The sequence below is a fragment of the Pseudarthrobacter sp. MOO13 genome, assembly GCF_058267655.1.
The window spans coordinates 3,148,131-3,170,835 of sequence record NZ_CM177848.1; the positions used below are offsets into that span (position 1 = coordinate 3,148,131).

Consider the following 22,705-nt stretch of genomic DNA (forward strand, 5'->3'; position numbering starts at 1 on the left):
ACCCTCCCGTTGCGGAACCAACCGACGTCCTCAACTGCAGGGTTTCACTTCCGGATTTCCGCCAGCCGCAGCCTGACGATGTCCGCTACGACGTCGTCCGGCACCGGCCTGGCTGCGCTGAAGCGGATGGTTCCCTTGGACAGCGAGTAGCCCTCCAGGCGTCCGGCCACCGCCTCCACCACGGCCGAGGAGAATGGAAAGATCGAAAGGTGCTCGGCCGCGGCCACGGCAGCCACCAGCGGCTTGCCGTCGACCTTGAGGGCCGGCATCCCGTAGCTCATGCCCTCGGTGGCGTCCGGGGCCACGGACCGGGCAATCTCCACCACATGCCGGAGGCAGCAGCGGCCCGGTTCATCCGTCGCGGCCAGGGCATCATCCACGACGCCCATGGAGCGATCAGCTCTTCCGGGCGGCGACCGTGGCTGCGAGCGCCGCGAGGCCGCGCTCAAAGTCGCCGCCCACCAGCTTGTCCATGTTCATGAACAGGGCAAAGACCTTACCGAGCCCTTTGTTCTCCCCGGTCATCAGCCACGTCACCTCGGTGCCGCCAGGAGCCGGGCTGAACGTGAACGTCGTGGGGTTCAGGGCCTTGAACGGCTTGGTGAATTGCAGCCGGATCCCTAGGCGGCTCGGAGGCACCGACTCCACGATCTCCATGGTTCCGCTGCCGGCCTTGCGGTTCCCGTTCCACTCATAGCCTGCGCCGGCCCCTGATTCGCTGCCGAAGTAGCGGCGGCTCATGCCCGGATCGACCGCCTCCCAGGGGGACCAGGCGGTCCATTCGTGGAAGTTGTTCACCAGCGGAAAGATCTCCTCGGCGGAGGCAGGGATGACCGCGCTGCGGCGGACTTCGAAAGTAGACATGGGCCAAGCATAGGGCCGCAGGCCGCCGGCGTTAAGGGAGGACCACGTTGACGGGTTCGCGGCCCTCGAGCAGCAGTCCGATCTGCTTCCTGACCAGGCGAACCATGCGGGGGAACATGGCCGAGCTGGCGCCGCCCACGTGCGGAGTGATGAGCACTCCGGGGGTGGTCCACAGCGGGTGGCCGGCGGGCAGCGGTTCCGGATCCGTGACGTCCAGGGCGGCGCGGAGCCTGCCGGTTGCAGTCTCGGCCAGCAGCGCGTCGGTGTTGGCCACGGGGCCGCGGGCCACGTTCACCAGCAGGGCGCCGTCCGGCATGGCGGCGAGGAACTTGGCGTCCACAAGGTGCTCTGTTTGCCCGTTGAGGGGAACACTGACCACTACGATCTCGTGCAGCGGCAGCTGTTCGTAGAGAGAGTCGATCCCGTGGATGGTTCCGCCACCGTCCTCGCGTGAACGGCTGGCCATCCGGGTGACCTCGGCTTCGAACGGGAGGAGCCGGGCCTCGATGGCCTTGCCGACTCCCCCGTAACCCACCAGCAGGACGCGCCGGTCCGCCAGGCTGGGGCGCTGGCTGTTGTCCCATGTGCCGTTGTCCTGGTTCCGGACAAAGTCCGGGATGCCTCGCTGGGACGCGATCATCATGCCCACGGCGAGCTCCGCCGTCGAGGTCTCATGGACTCCGGCCGCGTTGGCAAAGGTGACACCGCCGGGCAGGATGCCCGCTACGCCGTCGTACCCGATGGACTGGCTCTGCACCAGGCCTACGTCCACGCCTTCCAGCGCGGCGAGCGCGGACGGCTTGCCCATGTAGGGCGGCACCAGGAGGTCCAGCCGGCCCTCGGGGGCCGGGCCCGCGAGGTCCCAGAGCACAAACTCGACGCCGTCCACCGGGGCGAGTGCGTCCAGCAGGTCTTGGGCGGGCAGGCAGACGCGCAGGCGGGCGCTCATGCGGCGACCATCAGCTTGACGTTGGCGGCGCCCAGGGCATCCTCGATTTCCTGCGGCGGTGGGGCATCCGTCACCAGGATGTCCACCGCATCAAATGCTGCCAGCCGCGCCAGCGCATACCTGAGCATCTTCTGGTGCGTTGCCACCACCACTACCTGTTCCGCCGAATTCATAAGGGCGATCTTAGTGGCGCGCTCCACGTCGCGTTCGATGTAGAAGGCCTCATCGTGGATGCCGGTCACCCCGATGAACGCCGTTTTGGCGCGCAAACCGGCAGCCGCGCTCACGGTCATGGGACCGTTGAACGCCTGGCTGTCCAGCAGCAGCTCCCCGCCGAGGCAGATGGTGCGCGCCTCGGTCAACTGCAGGCAGCGCTGGATGGCCGGGGCCGAGTGCGTGATGATGGTCCCCCTGAAGGACGTGGGCAGTTCCTGGGCGATCTGGTACGTGGTGGTACCGGCGTCAAGGATGATGGCGTCCCGTTCGCTGATCATCGACACACAGGCCCGTGCGACCCGGAGCTTGGCGTCTGCGTCCTCCCGGACCCGGGCGGCGAAGTCGGCGTTCTGGCCGTGCCCGTCCACGGCACTGACCCCGCCGTGGACCACCCGGGCCAGGCCCCGCTTGGCCAGCACCCGGGTGTCCCGCCGTACGGTCATGTCGGAGACTGCGAACGTCCCCGCGAGGTCGTTCGTGGAAATGAAGCCTTTCCGTCCCAACTCATCGAGGATGGTGCGCTGGCGCGGCGTCAGCGGCGCCTCTCCATGTGCTGTGCTCATAAGCTGCTTATCCCTCCCCAATGCGCCGGGCAGAGCCTGGCGGCGTGTTGGACTTCCAACACAAATCTTCTTATGAACGTACCCCGGAAGCCGCATTCGCGAGCTCCACGGGGCGTCCTTCCGTAATAGAACGTTCCGCTGCCAGGCCCATCCGCACGGACTGCAGGCCGTCGGCAACAGTCACCTCTACGGGGCCTTCGCCCAGGATTGCCTTCCGGTATCCAAGGTGCTCGTAGTACGTGGAGCCGTGGTGGGCGCCGGCGGCGAGGACCGCCTCATCCACCGGCACGTCATGCTTCAGGGGGCCCAGCGGGGACCGGGGGCTGAATTCCACGGTCGCCTCGGCTTCGTCGCCGGGGATCCAGTGGTTGGCCGCCACCGGGATGAGGGTTTCGATCTTGGCGGCGTCGCCCACGATGGAGATCCGCTCCTGGAACTTGGACCCTTCGGCGAACATGGACAGCTCCAGCATGGCCCGCCGGCCTCCCTTGAAATCGACGATGACGTAGGCGTTGTCCACCATGTCCGGGACCTTGCCGTCGTACACCTCGTCCATATGGTTGACGTCGTGGCCGCCGCTGGCGTAAATCCGGACGGGCTCGTCCTGGAGGATCAGGCGCATCAGGTCGAAGAAGTGGCAGCACTTCTCCACCAGGGTGCCGCCCGTCCGCTCGGCGAAGCGGTTCCAGGAATCCACCTTGTGCAGGAACGGGAAGCGGTGTTCCACGATGGAAAGCATGTAGATGTTCCCAAGCTTTCCGGTGTGTGCCGCCTGGATAACCTCCTGGACCGGCGGCATGTACCGGTACTCCATGGCAACCCACACCGGTGCCGGGTAGCCCGCGGCGAGGACTTCGAGCTCGTCCGCCTGTTCTGCGCTGGTGCATACGGGCTTTTCGACCAGGACCGGGAGGTTGGTGCCGCTGGCGAAGATGTCCTTCAGGATGCCCAAGTGGGTGTCGTTGGGGCTGGCAATCACCAGCGCGTCAACCGTTCCCGAGGCCAGCAGTTCCTGGTGCGAGGTGAAGAGTTGCACGTCGTAGCCGATTTCCTTGGCAGTCTCGTCGAGGGATGACGGCGTGGGGTCTGACACTGCGGTGATCCGGCTCCCGGGGATCAAGGCGAGGTTCCTGACATGTTCGCGGGCCATGTGGCCTGCCCCGATGAGTCCGTACCGGATGGTCCGGACAGATTCCGCAGTAGGCAATGACATGAGCTGCTCCGTTTCTCTACGTTGAGTGGGGGGTGCGGCGTTGCATCCCAAACACAACTATACAGAAAGTGTTGTTTTTCCAACATAGCATGTGTATATTTCTTCAATACCAGCCGGAACTACAACGAGGTGGAACGTGCCCCAACCGTCAACTGGACCCCTGCTCTTCGTAGGCTGCGCCACTCTTGACTCCATTGCCCTGGTGCAGGATTACCCCGCTGCGGACAGCCGGACCGTGGCCACGGATTTCGCGACGGCGGGCGGCGGCCCTGCAGCCACGGCAGCCGTCGCAGCAGCACGGGCGGGGGCGGATACCGCCTTCGCCGGCGTCCTCGGCACCGACGAAGAAGGCGACCGCATCATTTCCGGGCTGCAAGCCGAAGGCGTGGACACCTCCGCCGTGATCCGCGATCGCGGCGTCAAGACCGGCGCCAGCGTGATCATCGTCAGCAAGGCAACCGAGAGCCGGGCCATCGTCACCAGGCCCGTGCCGCCGGTCAGGTTCCCTGCGGGCAGCCGCTTCTTCGACCTGCTGGCATCCGCCGCCTGGGTCCATGCCGACCACTTGGGATGGAATGCCGTCGCAGGTGCCCGCTCCGGATCGCTGAACATCAGCGTGGACGCCGGCAATCCCATCGCCTCCTTCAGCCCCGGCGGCATCGCACTCTACGTACCTACCGTGGAAAGGCTCCAGGCAGAGTACGGCGCCGGGCACTCCCCCGGAGCCCTCCTGCGCAAAGCGCTCGACGACGGCGCCGCGGCCGTCGTGGCCACCGCCGGCTCAGACGGCGCCTGGGTCCTGGAACGCGGCGGCGATCCCGTCCACGTACCGGCCACGCCGGCGGACATCGTTTCCACCCTCGGCGCCGGCGATGTCTACCACGGCGCGCTCCTCGCAGCCGTTGCCGCAGGCCTGCCGCTGGTGGACGCCGCCGCATTCGCCGGCCGCACCGCCGCAGCATCCTGTGCCGGGCTGGACGGCCGCTCTGCCATCCCCCGCCAGGCCATCACCACCGAATTCGCCTCCAACCACCATTCCTGACCCAACCCGCCCAGCTGAAAGTAGCCAGCCCATGAACCATGCAGACCTCTCCCCGCTCCAACGGCCCTCAGGCGCCTTTGCGATGCTCGCCGTTGACCAGCGCGAAGCCATGCGCAACATGTTCGCAGAGCACACCGACCAGCCCGTCACGGACCAGGACCTCCGGGACTTCAAGCTCGAGGCGGCCCGGATCCTGACCCCTTATGCCTCCGGCGTCCTCATCGACCGCCAGTTCGCCCTGGACCACGCAATCGAGGAAGGCGTGGTGGACCCCGGCTGCGGGCTGATCGCCTCCGCCGATCACTTTGAACCCGCCCACGGCGAACTGGTGGGCGAAGTGACCATCGACCGCCTGGTGGATCCGCACAAATACGCCGCCCTCGGCGTCAAGGCCCTGAAGCTGCTGGTGCTCTACCGCCCGGACGAACCCGCCGAGGGCCGCGTGGCCATGGTCCGCGAGTTCGTGGACAGCTGCCGGTCCGCGGGGCTGATAAGCATCATCGAACCCGTCTCCCGCAAGCCCCTGGCCGGCGGCGACTTTGACTGGAACGCGGGCATCCTGGCCGCCGCCAAGGAACTGGGCAGCCTGGGTGCCGACCTGTACAAGGCCGAGGTCCCGTTCCACGGCCAGGCTTCGGAAGCTGACGTCCGCGACGCCTGCGCCGAGCTCACCAAAGCCATCGACGGCCCGTGGGTGGTCCTCTCCTCCGGTGTTCCCGAAGACGTCTTCCCGGACGCCGTCCGGTGGGCCTGCCTCGAAGGTGCCAGCGGCTTCCTCTCCGGACGCGCAGTCTGGGCTTCCTGCATCGGCGCTCCCGACGTCGTCGAATCCCTCTCCACCGACGCCGTCCGCAGGCTGCAGCGCCTTTGCGCCGTGGTGGACGACGTCGTGTCCGCCCAGAGGACCAACGCCTAGGCAGTTCTCCCGCACCACAAGCACCGTCACGGGGCCCGGCCCCTCTCAGCAGCAAGCAAACAAGGCACAGCAAACACTCAACGAGGAGATTATTGTGAGTCAGATTTCACGCCGGCAGGCAGTCGCCCTTCTCGGGGCCCTGGGCTTCGGCGCCGCTGCGGCAGCGTGCGCCGGGCCCGGCGGTTCCACCAAGCCGGGAGGGGCAACCGGTCCGTCGGCACCCGCCACCGGAGCCGTCACCGGCAAGGTGTCCTTCGCCCACTGGCGCGGCGAGGACAAGGCCGTATTCGACGAACTCATCAAGCGCTTCGTGGCACAACACGACGGCGTGGAAATTGCCCAGGACATCTCGACCTCCAACGACTACAACGCCCAGGCACTGCAGAAGCTTCGCGGCGGCTCCATCGGCGACGCGTTCGCCACCTTCCGCGGCTCCCAGTTTAAGAACTTCACCGAGGCCGGGGTGTACACCGACCTCAAGGGCAGCAAAGCCGTAGGCAACTACCAAAAGGGACTCCTGTCCGCCGGGCAGAGCGGCGACAACCAGCTCGGCCTGCCCTACCAGGTGGTCTTCCCCATGCCCATGGCCAACCTGGACCTCTTCGACAAGGCCGGTGCAGAAACCTCGCCCAAGAACTGGGACGCCTTCCTGGGCATGTGCGAAAAACTCGCCGCCTCCGGGGTCATTCCCATTTCCTGGCCGGGCGGCGACGTCGGAAACGGCGGCCAGCTGTTCAACTGCATGATCGCCAACAACGCCCCCGTGGACGACATGTGCGCCCAGATCGAGCAGGGCAAGCTCAAGTGCACGGACGACTGGTTCCTCAAGATGCTGGGCCAGTACAAGGACCTGAAGCCCTTCGTGCAGCCCAACGCCACCGGCACCGCCGTTGAACCGGCCCAGAACCTGTTCTCCCAGGGCAAGGCCGCCATGCTCGCCACCGGCTCCTACCACCTCGCCGCGGTCCGCGGACTCGGTGCCAAGTTCCCGATCGACCTGGTGTTCCCCAACACCACCTCCGACGGCAACGGCAAATACGAGGGCGCCTACAACGCCACCTTCATCCTGGGCGTCAACTCCGCCAGCAAGAACCAGGCGGCCGCGGCGGCATGGATCGATTTCCTCTCCGAGCCCGAGAACGCCGGCTACTACGCCAACCAGACTGCCCAGCACGTCTCCGTGGACAAGGTGGAGTACACCAACCCGGACCTGAAGCGCCTCAGTCCCTGGCTGCAGAAGAAGACGGCACTCGCCGCCCGCTTCCAGTTCAATAACCTCGATGTCCGCAACGCGGTGGAGGCCAGCGCCACGGCCGTCATTTCCGGCACCAGCCCGGAGCAGGCAGCCGCTGCCGCCCAGAAGATTGTTGACGAACGGCTATGAGCATCCATCCGGGAACGGCTGCCCGGCGGAAGGCCCCGGACAGCCACACCCCCGACAACCCTGCCAAGGTGCGCCGCCGCTCTCCCACACGGGTGAATCCGGCCCTGTACCTTTTCCCGCTGCCCGCAGTCGCCGTCGTCGCCTTCTTCCTGGTGATGCCGACGCTGCAGGCGTTCCAGTACGCCATCACGGACTGGAACGGATTCTCCGCGGCGTTCAATTATGTGGGCGTGGACAACTTCGTCCGGGCGTTCACCAAGGACTCGCTGTTTACGAACGCGCTGACGAACAACCTGAAGTTCGTGCTGCTGGTGGTGATCGCCCAGACAGCGTTCTCGCTGGTCCTGGCCCTGCTGCTGACCAAGAACTCGCGGGGCAGCATCCTGCTGCGGGCACTGTTCTTCTTCCCCACCATCCTGTCCTCCGTCTCGGTGGCCTTCATCTGGAAGTTCATCTACGACCCCAACTTCGGCCTGGCCAACTCCGTCCTCCGAACCGTCGGGGTGGACGGTGGAGCCTACCTCGGCAACGACGCCCAAGCTTTGTACTGGGTGGCCGTCACCCAGGTCTGGTTCCATTCGGGCCAGATGATGGTGGTCTACATCGCCGGGCTGCAGGCCATCCCCAAGGAACTCTACGAAGCGGCGGAGATGGACGGCGCCAGCAAATGGCAGCAGTTCAAATCCATCACCTGGCCGTTCGTGGCCCCGGCCACCTCCATCGTGGTGGCTTACACCACCGTGCAGTCCTTCAAGGCCTTCGACCTGATCCTTGGCATCGCCGGCAACCCGCCCAAGGCAGCCCTGGATATCCTTTCCACCCGCATATACAGCACCTTTGCCAACTCGGAGTTCGGCTACGCCGCCGCCCAGTCGATTATCTTCATGGCGATGATCGCCCTGGTCACCTGGCTGCAGCGCCGGTTGCTCCGGCTCACCCCGAAGGGGGACTAGCAGCATGCTCGCAACACTAAGCCGCCGCGCCATCCTGGCCATCTACGCGGTCATCATCATCATTCCGCTGACAGTGGTGGCGTTCGGCAGTTTCAAGTCCACCCAGGAACTGTTCGCCGGCCCGTTCAGCCTTCCGCATTCACTCGCCCCGGATAACTTCGTCGAGGTGGTGGGCGGCCAGAACCTGGGTTCGTCCTTCATGAACAGCGTGATCGTTACCGGCGTTTCGGTGCCGTTGACCTTGTTCGTGGCCAGCCTGGCCGGCTACGCAGTGTCCCGGTTGAAGGGGTTCATGTCCTGGGCAATCTTCGGATTCCTGGTCCTGGGCATGGCCATCCCGGCACAGGCCAACATGGTGCCGCTCTACGTCCTCTTTGGCAGGCTGGGCTTGCTGGACAACCTGGCCGGCCTGATCCTGGCCAACGTCGTGTCCACGTTGCCCATTGCCGTCTTCATCCTGGGCGGGTTTATGCGGACCTTGCCCAAGGAACTCTATGAAGCTTCCTCCATCGACGGCAGCGGGCCGTGGAAGACCTACGCATCCATCGCCCTGCCGCTCTCCGCACCGTCGATCGCCGCGGCCGCCATCTTCCTGTTCGTCATCCACTGGAACGAGCTCCTCTACCCGCTGTTGTTCATCCAGTCCCCCGGCAACCGGACACTGCCGCTGGCATTGCTCAGCTTCCAAGGTGAGTTCCAGACCAATTACCCGCTGCTGTTCGCCGGCGTGATCCTGGCTTCCCTGCCGGTGGTGGTGGCCTACGTCTTCCTGCAGCGCTACTTCGTTGCCGGCATCACGGCAGGGGCAAGCAAGGGATGAGTACAACGACGACGCGCGGCTCCGGCGGTGCCCTCACGGCCCAACGAAAGGCTCCTTCCATGAACCTCACATCAGCCCGGCACCTTGTCAACGGCACCTGGCACACTGCCGGAACCGCAAGGGACGTTACTGATCCGGGCAACGGCAGCACCGTGGGCGAGGTCGCCTGGGGCTCGGCCGGGGACGCCACCAAGGCCGCCGACGCCGCCGCCGAAGCCTTCGGCAGCTGGTCCCGCACCACCGCCCGCCACCGGGCAGACCTGCTCCGCAACGCGGCGGAGCTGTTGGCGGAACGCCGCGACGAAATCGCGCACACGCTGGCACTCGAGGCAGGCAAGAGGCTTCCCGAAGCGCAGGGCGAGGTGGACTTCTCGGTGGAGTACTTCCGCTGGTTCGCCGAGGAGGTCCGCCGCGCCACCGGCACCATCAGCCCACCTGAACTCCGGGGGCGCCGCCACCTCAGCAACCGCAAGCCCGTCGGTGTGGCCCTCAGCCTCACCCCGTGGAACTTCCCCGTCTCCATCCAGGCCCGCAAGCTCGCCGCGATGCTCGCCGCCGGGTGCACCGTGGTGGGCAGGGTTTCCGAGAAGGCCCCGTTGGCTGCGACCGGCCTGTTCGAAGTCCTGAATGACGCCGGTTTTCCCGCCGGCGTGGTGAATCTGGTCCATGGCCCTTCCCGCGAAATCACCGCGGCGCTGATGGCCCACCCGGCGGTCCGTGCCGTAAGTTTCACCGGTTCCACGGGCGTGGGCCGGCAGGTCATGGCGTCGGCCTCCGAGCGCGTGGTCCGGCCCCTGCTGGAACTCGGCGGCAACGCACCGTTCATCGTCTTCGAGGACGCGGACCTTGACGCGGCCGTTGACGGCGCCGTCCTGGGCAGGCTCCGCAACACCGGCCAGTCCTGCGTGGCCGCCAACAGGTTCCTGGTCCAGGACAGCGTCGCCGACGAGTTCGCAAGGAAGCTGGGCGCCCGCTTTGACGCGATGACCATCGGTCATGGCGTTCCCGACGGCGGCGCGCGGGTCCCGGACCTGGGCCCGGTCATCGATGCCGACAGGGTGTCCGCCGTACAGGCGCTGGTGGACGACGCCCTGGGCCGGGGCGCCCGCCGCGTCACCCAGCGCACGGCGGTCCCTGGCGGGGGTGCGTTCATGGCGCCCACCCTGCTTGCCGATGTTCCGGACGACGCACTGTTGGTGACCGAAGAGGTGTTCGGCCCGGCCGCCGGCGTCGTCACCTTCTCCTCGGAGGAGGACGCCATCCGGAAGGCGAACGCCACCGAGATGGGCCTGGCCGCTTACGTGTGGAGCGGCAGCCCGAAGCGCAGCTGGGAGATCCCGGAGCAGCTTGAGGCCGGCATCGTCGGCGTGAACGACCCCCTGCCGTCCGTTGCCTTCGCCCCGATGGGCGGCGCCAAACAGTCAGGGCTGGGACGGGAAGGATCGAGCTTGGGCCTCGAAGAGTTCGAAGAGGTCCAGTACGTGGCCTGGAGACCGTAAATGCTGACCACCGGGCTGGTCCTCGGGGCCGTCGTCATGGGTGCCGGGATGCAGCGGATCACCGGGATGGGCTTCGCGCTGGTGGCGGCCCCGTTCCTGGTCCTGCTCCTGGGCCCGGTGGAAGGCGTGGTGCTGGTGAATGTGTGCGGTGCGGTGACGGCAGGAGCCATTATCTTCCGGGTGCTGCGCGACATCGACTGGAAGCGCTACGTGTTTCTTGCTGCCTCTGCCCTGCTCGGCATCATTCCGGCGGCCTTCCTGATCCGCCTGATTCCAGCGCCGGTGCTGGAGATCTCCATCGGGGTGCTCCTCGCGGCCGGGCTGACTGTCCTGCTGGCACTGAAGTCCGCCACGCTGCCGTCGCGCCGGCGCTACCTGCTGGCCGCCGGCGGCCTCAGCGGATTCATGAACACTGCCGCCGGAGTGGGCGGGCCCGCCGTCAGCATGTACTCGATCGCCACCAATTGGCAGCATAAGTCGTTCGCTGCCACCATGCAGCCGTACTTCTTCACGATCGGTACGTTCTCACTCATCTCCAAGGCCATCACTGCCCCCGCGACCTTCCCCGTGATGCCATTGGGCATGTGGGGTGCCGTTGCCGTCTCCTGCCTGGCCGGGCTGGTGCTCGGCGACGTCGCCTCGAAATTTGTTCCGGCCCGGGCAGCACAGAAACTCCTGGTGGTCCTGGCCTATCTGGGAGCGGCTGCCACGATTGTCCGCGGCGTTCTTGAAGCCGCCGGCTGACGCAATATTTTCTACCTACCACGCAACTGAGAGAACTGAGAGGACATGACATGACGTGGCTGAACAGCGCCGCCCACGCACGATGGCTTGAGGCGGAAACCGACCGGTTGGTCCGTTTCGCCGAGGCCTCCAAGGTCGCCACCGGATTCGGCTGGCTCGACAACTACGGCAAGGTATTCGCCGACAAGCCAACCCACCTGTGGATCACCGCGCGGATGACGCACAGTTTCGCCGTCGCCGCCCTGATGGGACGGCCGGGAGCGGCCACGCTCGTGGACCACGGAATTGCCGCCCTCAACGGCGTCCTCCACGACGACGAGTTTGGCGGTTGGTACGCGGAGGTGGACCAGGACGGTCCGGTGGACGACACCAAGTCCGGCTACCAGCACTCCTTCGTACTCCTGGCCGCGGCAAGCGCCGTCGCGGCCGGTCGACCCGGAGCGCGGGAGCTGCTGGATGAAGCGCTGCAGGTCGCCGACACGAAGTTCTGGGACCACGAGGCCAACATGTGCTTCGACTCGTGGAACCGGGACTTCACGGAAACCGAGGCATACCGCGGCGGCAACGCCAGCATGCACTCGGTGGAGGCCTACCTCATCGTGGCTGATGTGACCGGGGAGAACAGGTGGCTCGAACGGGCCCTGCACATCGCCGAGGTGCTCATCCACCGGTTTGCGCGCAACAACAATTACCGGGTGTTCGAGCACTTCGACCCGGACTGGAACCCCATGCCCGAGTACAACACCGATGACCGCGCCAGCCAGTTCCGCGCCTACGGTGGAACCCCTGGCCACTGGGTGGAGTGGGCGCGGCTGCTCCTCCACCTCCGTGCCGGGCTTGAGGCCCGCGGCCTGGACGTCCCGGAGTGGCTCCTCGAGGATGCACGGGGCTTGTTCGATGCCGCCATCCGTGACGCCTGGCAACCGGACGGCCATCCGGGCTTTGTCTACACAGTCGACTGGGAAGGCAAACCCGTTGTCACCACCCGCATCCGGTGGGTACCAGCGGAAGCGATCGGCGGTGCGGCCGCCCTGTACATTGCCACGGGCGAGCAACAGTACGCGGACTGGTATGAGCGGATCTGGGACCACGCCCGCGACTGGTTCATCGACTACGAGCACGGTTCCTGGAAGCAGGAACTCGACGAGAACGGCAATGTCACCTCGACGGTGTGGTCCGGCAAGGCGGATATCTACCACCTGTGGCACTGCCTCGTAGTCCCGCGCCTCCCGCTGGCGCCCGGACTGGCTCCAGCGGTCGCGGCCGGCTTGCTGGACGCACGCCTGAACACGCCGTAACCGGCGCGGAGCAGGGGGTTCGATCCTGTAAATTTAAGGGAGGAATTTGTCCGGCCAGCGAGCCGCTTTCCAACCCCACCCCTTGAATGGACGCACCCCCATGCCTTCCGCGATTTCCGCGCCGTCCCCTGCCCGTTTTCCCTATGCCGCCATGGCGGTGCTGGCCACCATAGCCTTCACTGCCATCACCACGGAGCTGCTGCCGTCAGGGCTTCTTCCGCAGATCAGCTCCGGCCTCGGCGTGTCCGAGCCCGTGGCCGGCTACCTCGCCGCCGCGTACGCCGCCGTCATTGTTGTCACCGTGGTTCCGGCGGCGCGGCTCCTGGGGAAAATTCCACGGCATGCGCTGCTCGTCGCGTTGGTCCTGACGTTCGCGCTGAGCAACGCCATGGTGGGGATGGCGCCGGACTTCACCTCGGCGATGATCGCCAGGTTGGTGGGTGGACTGGCGCACGGGCTGCTCTGGACCACCATGGCGCCGTTCGTGGCCCGGGTGGTCCCGGCGGACAAGGTGGGCAAGGCCTTGGCCATCGTGTTCAGCGGCAACAGCCTGGGGTTGGCCATCGGGGCTCCGGTGGGCACCGCCCTGGGCGGGTTCCTGGGATGGCGGGCAGCGTTCCTGGTGCTGGCCGGCTTTGGGCTGGTCCTCACCGTCCTCGCGTTCTGGCTGCTCCCCCGGGTCCGCCGCATTACCGACGCAGCCCGGCCCTCGCTTCGGAAGGCTATTGGCCAGCCCGGAGTAAAGTCCGTGGCCGTCGCCTGGCCGCTGCTCGTGTTGGCCCACTTCGCTCTCTTTACCTACATCGCACCCTTCATCCGCGAGGCGCACCTGCCGGACTACGCCACCAGCCTCTCCCTGACCCTGCTGGGCGGCTCTGGCCTGCTGGGCATCTGGATTGCCGGGCTGACCGTGGATTCGCGCCCGCGCCGGTCCCTGATCGTGACGACGGCGGCCATCGCCGCGTCGATGTTTTTACTCCCCCTGGCGGTAGGAAACCTCCCCGTCACCCTGGTGCTGATGACGGTCTGGGGGGCCGGCCTCGGGGCAATCGGCATCTACAACCAGTCGGCGATCCTCCGGGCCGGCGGTGAATACAGCGAGGCCGCCAACGGGCTGACCGTGCTGACCATCCAGCTGGGCATCACCGTTGGTGCCCTGTACGGTTCGGCCGCCCTGGTGGTGGGCGGCGCGCTGCTGGTCCCCGCCGCGGCGGCGATCCCGGTGGTTGCCGCGTTGCTGATCACCTTTGCCGGGAAGAGGTACGCCTATCCGCCGGGCCCGCGGGAGCGGATCTGGCCGGAGCCACGGCCGGTGAAGGAAAGCGTCACCGACCGTTCCTGACAAACCTGCTTCGAGTGCTCCGTACCAGTCGTTTTCAGCGCCCGGAACGACAACTGCGGAGCAGTCGATGGGTCAGTCGCGGTGCTTGGCCACGGTGAAGAGGAAGGTGGAGTCCTCTTCGGCCGTCAGGCTGTGCAGGCCGGGCGGGACGATCAGCAGGTCCCCCGCCTTGCCCTGCCAGGAGTCTCCACCCGCGGTCAGCCGGATGCAGCCGCGGATCACGAACACCGTGGCGTCGCCGGGGTTCTTGTGTTCGCTCAACCGGGTTCCGGCCGCCATCGCCATCACGGATTGCCGGAGGATTTTCTCGTGGCCGCCGTAAACGGTATCGGCGGCACGACCGTTGGGGGATGCGAGCGCTGCCTCGAGCTGCTGGCGCGCCAAGGCGTCGACCGATATCTTCTGCATGCGCCCAAGGCTACCCAGTTGCCGTCAGCCTGGCGACCAGTTCCCCGCGGCTGCCCACCCCCACTTTGTCGAAGATGGATTTGAGGTGGTCGTGGACGGTGTGCGGCGAGATGAACAGATGCCGGGAGATATCAGCGTCCGGGCTGCCTGCGATGAGTTCCAGGCAGACTTCCTGTTCCCTCGGGGTGAAGCCGTAGGCAGCCAGGAGGAGGGTCAGCAACTGGCCGGTGGTGGCCGGCTCCACCGTGACCACCATCTGTCCGGGATCGTCCCCGGTGAGGAGCCGGCTGGCCTGAAGGACCACCCAACCGGCGTCGAGGTCCCGCATCCGGGTCCGCGCCGTCCCGGTGCGTGACGCCTTTGCCTGTTCCACCACGGCGTACAGCACCATGCTGAACCGGCCCGGAGCCGCGTCTTCGAGTGCCTGGAGCCACGTGGTGGCGGCCGGGGTGGCGGCCCGCAACTCACCACGATCGCCGGCGAGGACGATGATCGGGCCCCCATGCTGGTGCCAGACCGCGTGGTGGGCGCGGGTGGCGATGCGGGTTGCGGCGGCGAGCGTGCCAGTGACCGCTGCCAGGAATTCCACCTCCCGGTCGCTGAAGTCGACCGCCCCATTACGGAACAGGCTGCCCACTCCCCAGCACGACTGGTCCACGCGGAACGCGCCGCGCAGTTCATGCACCAGTCCCAGCGGGCGCAAGAGGTCATTGATCCGGATGCTGCCGGCCACCGCGGGGCCAGGCGCATCCGAAATCCGAGCCACCGGGCGCGGACGCCCCATCAACTGGGCAAAGGTATTCGGCTCGTTCCCTTGATACTCGGATTGGGCGAACCGGACGGCGTACTCGTCGGTGACGGGCCAGGGCCGCCAGTTGGTGACCGAATTCATCACCCTCGTGTCGGGGTCCACGCCGGCCCAGCAGGCTTGGTCGAACGGCACCGACTGCCGCACCAGTGCCAGGGCGGCGGCATAGAGGGCGGACAAGTCCAGTCCGTCTGTGGCCAGCGCGGCGATTTCCCGCCGGGCGCGCTCAGCGCGTTCCTCCCACATAGGTTCAGTATCCGGCTCCCCGGGTTCCCGTGGAATCCCCCAATCCGGGGATGGTGCTCTACAGTGCCGCGGCCCTACCCTTCCGGCATGAACATCATGTCCCAGGTCTTTGCGGTGATGGCCGTGGCCATCTACGTGGGCGTCTTCCCGGTGGAGAGTTTCCTGCTCTTGCGCAGCAGGTGGGCGCAGAAGTTCCTCAGCACGCCGCCGGAGAACGTGCCCGCGGTGATGATGTGGGCCATCCCCACCGGGTACAAGAACCTGGTGGTCGCGCTGGGCCTGGCGGCCGGGCTGGTGGCGGTCAACATCGGCGAAACCGTGGTGGGGTACACGTTGGTTGTGTATTGCTGCCTGAACATGGTCCTCACCGCCCCCACCATGCTGCTGGCCGACCTGCAGGGCCACTACCCGAAGCGGTGGGAGAGCGTCCCGGGGACCCTTGCCGCCACCCTTCCCGCCCTGCTCACCTTGCTCTTCCTCCCCCTGGGGCCCTAGTCCACCCGGCCGCCGGGGTTCCGCACGCGCGGCTGACGGCGAGGAACCGCCCACGCGGCTCCCGGCTCGAGCCAACTGCGTACAATCCTTGATAGGTGACCATTTAGTCACCTATCATTGGCGGTATGGACGACGTGTTCAAAGCACTCTCCGACCCCACCCGCCGGGACCTGCTTGATGAGCTGTTCCGCGAGGACGGCCAGACCCTGAGTGCGCTTGAGGCGCGGTTCAGCATGACCCGCTTCGGCATCGCCAAGCACCTGCGCATCCTGGAGGATGCAGGCCTGGTGGCCACCCGCCGTCGGGGCCGGGAAAAGCTGCACTTCCTCAACCCGGTGCCCATCCGCCTGGTCCACGACCGCTGGGTCAGCAAATACGCAGAACCATGGGCCGCTGCCCTCAGCGACCTCAAATCCAGATTGGAAACTCCCATGGAAAAGATCTTCGAGATTTACATCAAGACCACGCCGGAACGGCTCTGGGAAGCCATCACCGACAGTGACATCCGCAGCAAGTACCAATTCGGAAACACCATGGAGTCCGACTGGACACCCGGTGGCAAGTTCGTGATGGGCAACCCCAAGGCCGGGGAGGCCCTGGGCGAGGGCGAGAACCTGGAGGTGGATCCGCCGCGCCGCCTGGTCCAGACCATGCGGGCGCTCTGGGGCGAGGACGTCAAGGCCGAGGGCACCTCTAAAATCACCTGGGAGATCGAACCGGTAGGCGACGACTCCTGCCACCTCACCGTTACGCACAGCGACCTGCGCGAAGGGGCCAACGAACAGCTCTACGGCGGCTGGCCGATGATCCTCTCCGGCCTGAAGACCTGGCTGGAAACCGGTGAGAAGCTCACCACCCCCGGTTCGCTGATGTACACCTGATATGTAGGTCTCGTTTGTCAAGAGCGTGAGGAAGCGGTCCTCGGGCTGGATTGCCTGGGACCGCTTCCTTTTTGTGCCCTGGGAAGAGGTGTTGGGTGTGGCCAGCGTGTCGTTGGCGACTGGCGCGGTCAGACTGATATGCGCGGGTTGGTTACCGCAGGACGAAGTGTTCGGCTGGAGGTTACCGCTGGTCTAGCAATGACGGGCGTGGCCGTTGTTGGTTGCCCATAGGTGTATCGCGGATTTACTCCACGCGCTGCAAGGAACCACTTCCAACTGGGTTTCCCCGGGGGGCTTTCTGTCTCTGATCAGTGCACGGACGCGATCGATCTTGGGGAGCGGGCTGCCGGAGGTGTGCTTGTGGCCAGGGACCAGCACCAGCCGGAGAGTTCGCGGGCGATGGCGACGTTGGCGATGACCGGGCGCTTGCGGCGTTCGAGGTAGCTGAGCCAGCGTTCGTGCAGGCGCCGATTGCCGGCATGGCCGCGGGTTCGTGCTTCGGAGGTGGCTTCCTCCCACCTGGACCGCATGAGCCGGGACGGGTTGTTATAGGGCCTGCGGTGGTGCCATGCGGCCTCCACAAGCAGGCGGCGCGCGTGGCTGTTGCCTGTCTTCGTGATGGACCCCTGGGACCGGGACTGCCCGGAGGAATGCTCAGTCGGGACCAGGCCGAGGTAAGCGCCGATCGTGGAACCAGTAAACCGGTCCCAGTCGCCGATCTCCACGGCCAGTCCAAACGCGGTCAGCGTCGAGACGCCGCGCAGGCACTGCAGTGATCTGACCACCGGGGTGTACTCGCTCGCATACGCCATCTCTGTGATCGCTTGATCGAGGCGGTCCCGGCGGTCTGAGATCTCATGCATCGCTTCCAGGGAGGACTCGTAGGTCAGCTGCCGGACCGGGTTCTCGAAGTGCTGGCGTGCCAGCCAGAGTTCATGAGTGCCAGTCCAGGCTTGCCCGCCGGAATAGACGATGCCTTGGCGCAACAGCAGTTTGGAAATCCGGTGCCGGGAACGCATCAGATCGCCACGGACGTCTTCCCGGGAACGGACCAGATCCCGTGCAGCTTCTTGGTCCGCCGATGGAATTCTTACCCCGGTGACCTCACCCAGCTTCAGGAGCCGGGCCAAATGCAGCGCGTCCTTTGCGTCAGTTTTTACCCGGTCCCCGGACGGGCGCTGGAGCTTCGATGGTGCCGCGACGACTGTGTCGATCCCGGAGGCCAGCAGGAACCGTGCCAGGCCAAAGCCCGTTGGTCCTGCCTCGTAAACGACTCTGACCGGCGACGGCAGGGAAAGAATCCAGGCGAGAATCTCACCACGATCCGGAGTCATGCGGTGCAAAATGACTTCGCCGGTCTGCGCGTCCAGGGCGCATGAAACAACAGTGCGGGCATGGACATCCAAGCCGACGCTTGTACGCTCGAACATAGCTGGAACCTCCAAATTTCAAATGTGGCTCTACCTGTTCGCCAAGTGTGGCAGGCAACCCACGACTTGCTTTGAAAAGGAGGTTCCAGCCCCCTGGGCCACATATTCCGGACCCTTCTGACAGAGGGCCATCAGCGCCGGAACTAGATCCGGAGCGTCCACCGATCCGCATCGGCGACGGGAATCGGCACAAAGCAGGACGCTCCGGAAACGGTCCGGCGACAATGGACCTCCAGAAGGGTCCAGAGGCTCGACAGGTGGTCCTCCCAAGCCGGCCACCTCCTACTACATATCGTCTAGCGACGACAGCCGCCCGGCAGCCCGCACTGGAGCTCCGCGTCCACGCGGCCACCCGCGGGTCTAAGGTCAACTCATGGACAGCGGCACCCTGGTCAACATCGCTCTGGTTCTCAGTTTCGTTTTGCTGGGCGGAGTCTTTGCCGCAGCGGAAATGGCCCTGGTGTCCCTGCACGAGGGCCAGATCCGCCGCATCGAAAAGTCCGGCGAGTCCGGGGTCCGGACCGCCGCCCTGGCGCGGAATCCCAACCGGTTCCTCTCCACTGTCCAAATCGGGGTGACCCTGGCCGGGTTCTTCTCGGCAGCGTACGGCGCCTCGGCGATCGCGCCCGTCGTCGTGCCCCTCCTGGAAGCCCTTGGGCTCGGGGCCGCCGCCGGGCCGGCGTCGTTCGTTGGCATGACGCTGCTGGTGGCCTACCTGTCCTTGGTCCTGGGCGAGCTGGCACCCAAGAGGCTGGCCCTGCAAAACCCCGTCGCCCTGACCAGGATCCTGGCTCCGCCGCTGATCACCCTTTCCAGGGTTATGCGGCCGGTCATCTGGCTGCTGTCCGTCTCCACCGATGCGGTGGTACGGCTGTTCGGCGGCGACCCGCATGCCAAACGGGCAAGCATCACGTCGGAGGAGCTGTGGGACATGGTGGCGGAAAGCGAGGCCCTTGAGGAAAGCAACCGCCACATCCTGGCCGATGTGTTCGGCGCCGGCGACCGGACCCTGCAGGAGGTCATGCGTCCCCGCACGGAAGTGACCTTCATCAACGGGACCACAACGGTCGCTGCCGCCCGCGAAATGGTCAGGGACGGCCCCTACTCCCGGTTTCCGGTGATTGGCAGGACCCCCGACGACGTCCTGGGCTTCGTCCATATCCGCGACCTGATGCCCCGGGGCGAGGCGCAGGACCAAGCGCCGGTGAAGGATATTGCCCGGACCATGCTGGCCATGCCGGGAACCAACAGGGTCCTTCCGTCGCTGTCCCGGATGCGCAAGACAAACCAGCACATTGTCTTGGTGGTGGACGAATACGGCGGCACCGACGGTGTGGTCACGCTCGAAGACCTCGTGGAAGAACTCGTGGGCGAGATCTATGACGAGTACGACACCGGCGCTGAACACGAGGACCGTGTCACCGTTGCCAACGGGTCCATCGAGGTGGACGGCGGCCTGATCCTGCAGGAGTTCACGTCAGCCTCCGGAATCGAATTGCCCGAGGGACGCTATGAGACGGTGGCAGGCTTCATGATGTCCCGCTTGGGGCGGCTGGCGCAGGCCGGTGACCGGGTGCAGGTCCCGGGGTACGTGCTGACGGTCCTCAGCATGGACAAGCTGCGGATTGCACGGGTCCGGGTCACCCCGGTGACGCCGCCGTCGGGTGCCGGCGGGTAAGGCGGCTACGCCTTCTGCTGCCGCCAGAAAACAGAGATCCCGAGCGTCACGGCGCAGAGCACCAGCATGGCCAGGACCATCCGCATCCAGCTGTCCTGGTGCACGCCACCGGACGCGAACACACCGATCATCACGGTAGCGGTGATCGCGCCAACGTAGCGGCACGTCTGGTAGATCCCTGCCGCGACGCCGCGGTCCTGCGGCCGGGTGGAGACGAACATGCCTTGGTTGGTGGCGATACTGACGGTTCCGTAGGGAATCCCCATCAGCGCGGTCAGGACCGCCACGAAGGGGATGGCCAGTGTGCCGGTCAGCAGCCACATCAGTGCCGCCACAAGCGTCAGGAGCACGACGCCGGCGAGCAGCACCCGGCGCACACCGAACCTTCCCATCGCGGAGACGGCCCACGGGGTGGCCACCACCGACATCCCGGCAAGGGGCAGCATCAACAGGCCCACGACGCCGGGATCATAGCCGCCCGCCTCCTGCAAGAGCTGGGGCAGGCCGAAAAAGACGAAGTAGTAGACGCTGCTGAACACCGCGAACGCCAGGTAAACGAGCATGAGGGGCCTGTTCCGGCCCAGCAGCCGCAGGTCCAGGAACGGCTTGGCGAACCGCAGCTCCCGCCAGGCGAAGAGGGCTGCCACAACCGTGCCGGCGGCCAGCATCCACCAGCGGTAGTCAGGCGCCACATTGAGCGCCGCCATCATGACCAGCAGCAGGGCACCGATAAAGCCTGCGATGCCCGGAACATCCGAGTCCCGCACCAGCTGGGCCACGCTGCCGCGCTCGCGGACCTGGTCCGCAGGTGCGGCCTGCCGCACGATCAGCAGCGCCGCCACCGCCAGCGGAACGTTAATCAGGAACAGCGACTGCCAGCCCACGAAGCCCACGAGCAAACCGCCGACGACGGGCCCGACGGCAGCTGCCGACGTGTTCGCCATTTGGAGCCGGCCCAGCGGCCGGGCCGAGTCCACCTTGGCCCGGTGCGCAATCGCCCCCACCATCACCACGGCGCTGGGGTACGCGGTGGCCGTGCCCAGTGCCATGACCGCCCGGGCCACGCAGAGCAAGGCAAAGTTCGGGGCCAGCGGTGCCAGGGCGCAGGTAACGGCCACCAGCCCCATGCCCAGCATGAACATCCGTCGTGGCCCAAACCGGTCCGCCAACCTGCCCATCACCGGCTGGCCGGCCGCAGAAGCAAGGTAGAAGGATGTGACCACCCAGGTGACGGCCGCAACGTCGAGCCCGAAATCGGCGCGCAGCACCACCAGGGCCACGGCGATCATGGAGGAGTTGAGCGGGTTCAGTGCCGTGCCCAGGCTGAGGCCTGCGACGGCCAAGGCAGTCCGTGGGTTGTTGCTCACGGTAACAGTCTGGCCCAAAGCGCTCACTGAGGGCGAGTCGGCGGACCACGGCGCGGGCGTGGCGTTGGCTACCTGCCCGCCACCCCAACCGGGAACAATGCATCCTCAACGGCCCGGGTCAGGTCCCGGATCACCTCGGCCTGCCCGTCATCGGCCACGCCGTCCCGGTTTTCCGTGTAGATCACCAGGGCGAAGGTCGAGCCGCGGTAGCTCAGCAGTGCGGCGTCATGCAGTTCGCCGGAGAGCTCACCGTATTTGTGGTGGACGTCGATGCCTGCCCTGGAGCCGGCGGGAATGAGGTCTTCGTTGTTTGTGTCCTGCATGTAGCTGAGCAGTTGGGCGGTGTTGTCGGCGTTGAGCAGCTCCCCCGCGTACAGCTTTTTCAGGATCAGGGCCATGTCCGCCGCGGTCAACAGGTTCTTTTCGGGGTCGTAGGTAACACCGATGGAGGCCGCGTAGGCAATCAACTGGGGGTACCCGACGGCGTCCATCAGCAGCTGCCAGGAGTCGTTGTTGCTGTCGTTGACCATGGCTTTGAGCTGGAAAGCGGCGTCGTAGTCGCCCATGGGCTCATCCAGGGCCGCCTCCCCCTTTTCCACCAAGTGATAGTAGGCAGCAGCTGTCAGGATCTTCGCCGTGCTGGCCGCGGTGAAGGCGTCCGCATCGCCGAACGTGCGTTCCGCGCCGCCGGACACGTCCGCGAGCGCCAGCCCGATCCGGTACTGGTCCGCCTCGCTGAGGATGGTGTCCACGCTGTCCTGCAGGGACTCCGGGGCTGCCGCAACGGGTGCCGGCGCCGCCACAGGCTGGGTGGGGGCCACGGAACCGGTCGGCGGCTCGGACCGGGCTACGGCAAGGGCGATGGTTCCCGCGATGACCAGTATGACGGCAAGGGCCAGGATGACCAGCGTACGGATGCCCCGGCCCCTCCCGGGGGCCGGCTGGGCGGGCGGTGGCGGCGGAGCGGCGCGGCCTGGTGTGGGCACCTGGGGGTGCTCGGACATACAAGGGCTCCTGTCCCGCCTCGGCAATGACAAACAACGTCAGCGCGGCGTTGAGCCGCGCTGACAGATGCGATTAAATCACCGGAGTTTGGGAGCTTCCTGAAGACTTGCGGTGTGTTCCACCGGACCGCCCGGCCGGCCCACAATCAACGTTTGCGGCGCCCGGGGCTACGCCCGGGCCCTGGCCGAAAGGGCGGTTTCGAGGAATTCCAGGTGCGCCGGAGCCACGGCCACCACACTGTCCGAGTACTCCGGGTGCTTGGCCACGAACTTCTTGATGAACGGGCAGACCGGGACAATGCCCGTCCCGGCCTCCACCGTCGCGTCCAAGGCAGCCGCGGCGAGCTTCCCGGCCAGGCCCTGCCCGCCGTATTCCTCGTTGATCACCGTGTGGTAGAAAATCCGCTGTGGTGACGCGCCGCCGTCGTAATCCTGGTAGGCGGCCTTGCCGATCACGTTCCCGCGGTCGAGGATCTCGAAACGGCTGCGCTCGGCGTTGTGGCGGACGGTGATATCACTCAAGGGAAACTCCTTCGTTGCGGTCGTGCTGCCCGTGCAAAGCCTAACCCGGCCCGGGCAGCACTT

General features: G+C 66.3%; 23 protein-coding genes. 12 read left to right on the plus strand and 11 right to left on the minus strand.

Annotated features, from left to right (window positions below):
• Window positions 1-44: 44 nt before the first annotated feature.
• The 5 genes from AC4EEO_RS14365 to AC4EEO_RS14385 all read right to left on the minus strand — a co-directional run bounded on the left by AC4EEO_RS14365 (window position 45) and on the right by AC4EEO_RS14385 (window position 3,805).
• The gene (locus tag AC4EEO_RS14365) at window positions 45-389 is read right to left on the minus strand and encodes an iron chaperone (protein ID WP_491339139.1); all 345 of its coding nucleotides are present in this window, start codon (window positions 387-389) and stop codon (window positions 45-47) included.
• 7 nt (window positions 390-396) lie between these two features.
• The gene (locus AC4EEO_RS14370; protein ID WP_491339140.1) at window positions 397-864 is read right to left on the minus strand and encodes an SRPBCC family protein; all 468 of its coding nucleotides are present in this window, start codon (window positions 862-864) and stop codon (window positions 397-399) included.
• Window positions 865-895: 31 nt separating this feature from the next.
• A complete protein-coding gene (locus AC4EEO_RS14375; protein ID WP_018762270.1) occupies window positions 896-1,813 on the minus strand; it encodes a 2-hydroxyacid dehydrogenase in 918 nt (305 codons plus the stop codon).
• Window positions 1,810-2,592, minus strand: coding sequence for a DeoR/GlpR family DNA-binding transcription regulator (locus AC4EEO_RS14380; protein WP_109863974.1), 783 nt, complete (start codon window positions 2,590-2,592; stop codon window positions 1,810-1,812). The genes AC4EEO_RS14375 and AC4EEO_RS14380 overlap by 4 nt, the downstream gene beginning before the upstream one ends.
• Window positions 2,593-2,662: 70 nt before the next feature.
• Window positions 2,663-3,805: a Gfo/Idh/MocA family protein gene (locus AC4EEO_RS14385; RefSeq protein ID WP_491339141.1), complete on the minus strand. Its 1,143-nt coding sequence runs from the start codon at window positions 3,803-3,805 to the stop codon at window positions 2,663-2,665.
• A gap of 136 nt (window positions 3,806-3,941) precedes the next feature.
• Between AC4EEO_RS14385 and AC4EEO_RS14390 the strand changes: the two genes are divergently transcribed.
• From AC4EEO_RS14390 to AC4EEO_RS14430, 9 genes are all read left to right on the plus strand, one after another.
• Window positions 3,942-4,847, plus strand: coding sequence for a carbohydrate kinase family protein (locus AC4EEO_RS14390; protein ID WP_491339142.1), 906 nt, complete (start codon window positions 3,942-3,944; stop codon window positions 4,845-4,847).
• A gap of 31 nt (window positions 4,848-4,878) precedes the next feature.
• Complete coding sequence (locus tag AC4EEO_RS14395) at window positions 4,879-5,763, plus strand: aldolase (RefSeq protein ID WP_018762266.1); 885 nt, start codon at window positions 4,879-4,881, stop codon at window positions 5,761-5,763.
• Window positions 5,764-5,857: 94 nt separating this feature from the next.
• Complete coding sequence (locus AC4EEO_RS14400; protein ID WP_018762265.1) at window positions 5,858-7,147, plus strand: ABC transporter substrate-binding protein; 1,290 nt, start codon at window positions 5,858-5,860, stop codon at window positions 7,145-7,147.
• Window positions 7,144-8,100, plus strand: coding sequence for a carbohydrate ABC transporter permease (locus AC4EEO_RS14405; protein ID WP_018762264.1), 957 nt, complete (start codon window positions 7,144-7,146; stop codon window positions 8,098-8,100). The genes AC4EEO_RS14400 and AC4EEO_RS14405 overlap by 4 nt, the downstream gene beginning before the upstream one ends.
• Before the next feature lie 4 nt (window positions 8,101-8,104).
• Complete coding sequence (locus AC4EEO_RS14410; RefSeq protein ID WP_018762263.1) at window positions 8,105-8,920, plus strand: carbohydrate ABC transporter permease; 816 nt, start codon at window positions 8,105-8,107, stop codon at window positions 8,918-8,920.
• Window positions 8,921-8,979: 59 nt separating this feature from the next.
• Window positions 8,980-10,419 (plus strand): NAD-dependent succinate-semialdehyde dehydrogenase, encoded by a 1,440-nt coding sequence (locus AC4EEO_RS14415; RefSeq protein WP_491339143.1) that lies wholly within the window; start codon window positions 8,980-8,982, stop codon window positions 10,417-10,419.
• The gene (locus AC4EEO_RS14420; RefSeq protein ID WP_018762261.1) at window positions 10,420-11,163 is read left to right on the plus strand and encodes a sulfite exporter TauE/SafE family protein; all 744 of its coding nucleotides are present in this window, start codon (window positions 10,420-10,422) and stop codon (window positions 11,161-11,163) included.
• A 50-nt stretch (window positions 11,164-11,213) separates the two neighbouring features.
• The gene (locus AC4EEO_RS14425; protein WP_018762260.1) at window positions 11,214-12,461 is read left to right on the plus strand and encodes an AGE family epimerase/isomerase; all 1,248 of its coding nucleotides are present in this window, start codon (window positions 11,214-11,216) and stop codon (window positions 12,459-12,461) included.
• 100 nt (window positions 12,462-12,561) lie between these two features.
• Window positions 12,562-13,803: an MFS transporter gene (locus AC4EEO_RS14430; RefSeq protein WP_491339144.1), complete on the plus strand. Its 1,242-nt coding sequence runs from the start codon at window positions 12,562-12,564 to the stop codon at window positions 13,801-13,803.
• 72 nt (window positions 13,804-13,875) lie between these two features.
• On the opposite strand, the gene AC4EEO_RS14435 is transcribed toward AC4EEO_RS14430, so the two are convergent.
• The gene (locus tag AC4EEO_RS14435) at window positions 13,876-14,211 is read right to left on the minus strand and encodes a cupin domain-containing protein (protein WP_018762258.1); all 336 of its coding nucleotides are present in this window, start codon (window positions 14,209-14,211) and stop codon (window positions 13,876-13,878) included.
• Window positions 14,212-14,221: 10 nt separating this feature from the next.
• A complete protein-coding gene (locus tag AC4EEO_RS14440; RefSeq protein WP_491339145.1) occupies window positions 14,222-15,265 on the minus strand; it encodes a helix-turn-helix transcriptional regulator in 1,044 nt (347 codons plus the stop codon).
• 87 nt (window positions 15,266-15,352) lie between these two features.
• Here AC4EEO_RS14440 and AC4EEO_RS14445 point away from each other — a divergent pair, with 87 nt between their 5' ends.
• Window positions 15,353-15,760, plus strand: coding sequence for a DUF1304 family protein (locus AC4EEO_RS14445; protein WP_026264716.1), 408 nt, complete (start codon window positions 15,353-15,355; stop codon window positions 15,758-15,760).
• A gap of 125 nt (window positions 15,761-15,885) precedes the next feature.
• On the plus strand, window positions 15,886-16,641 hold the full coding sequence (locus AC4EEO_RS14450; protein ID WP_018762255.1) for an ArsR/SmtB family transcription factor: 756 nt from the start codon (window positions 15,886-15,888) through the stop codon (window positions 16,639-16,641).
• Window positions 16,642-16,949: 308 nt separating this feature from the next.
• On the opposite strand, the gene AC4EEO_RS14455 is transcribed toward AC4EEO_RS14450, so the two are convergent.
• A complete protein-coding gene (locus AC4EEO_RS14455) occupies window positions 16,950-18,071 on the minus strand; it encodes an IS110 family RNA-guided transposase (protein WP_491329093.1) in 1,122 nt (373 codons plus the stop codon).
• A gap of 373 nt (window positions 18,072-18,444) precedes the next feature.
• Between AC4EEO_RS14455 and AC4EEO_RS14460 the strand changes: the two genes are divergently transcribed.
• Window positions 18,445-19,749, plus strand: a complete 1,305-nt coding sequence (locus AC4EEO_RS14460) for a hemolysin family protein (RefSeq protein ID WP_018762254.1) — start codon at window positions 18,445-18,447, stop codon at window positions 19,747-19,749.
• 5 nt (window positions 19,750-19,754) lie between these two features.
• On the opposite strand, the gene AC4EEO_RS14465 is transcribed toward AC4EEO_RS14460, so the two are convergent.
• From AC4EEO_RS14465 to AC4EEO_RS14475, 3 genes are all read right to left on the minus strand, one after another.
• Window positions 19,755-21,116, minus strand: a complete 1,362-nt coding sequence (locus AC4EEO_RS14465; protein WP_026264715.1) for an MFS transporter — start codon at window positions 21,114-21,116, stop codon at window positions 19,755-19,757.
• A 68-nt stretch (window positions 21,117-21,184) separates the two neighbouring features.
• Window positions 21,185-22,120, minus strand: a complete 936-nt coding sequence (locus AC4EEO_RS14470; protein WP_491329406.1) for a serine hydrolase — start codon at window positions 22,118-22,120, stop codon at window positions 21,185-21,187.
• A gap of 168 nt (window positions 22,121-22,288) precedes the next feature.
• Window positions 22,289-22,642, minus strand: a complete 354-nt coding sequence (locus tag AC4EEO_RS14475; protein WP_018762251.1) for a GNAT family N-acetyltransferase — start codon at window positions 22,640-22,642, stop codon at window positions 22,289-22,291.
• Between the last annotated feature and the right edge of the window lie 63 nt (window positions 22,643-22,705).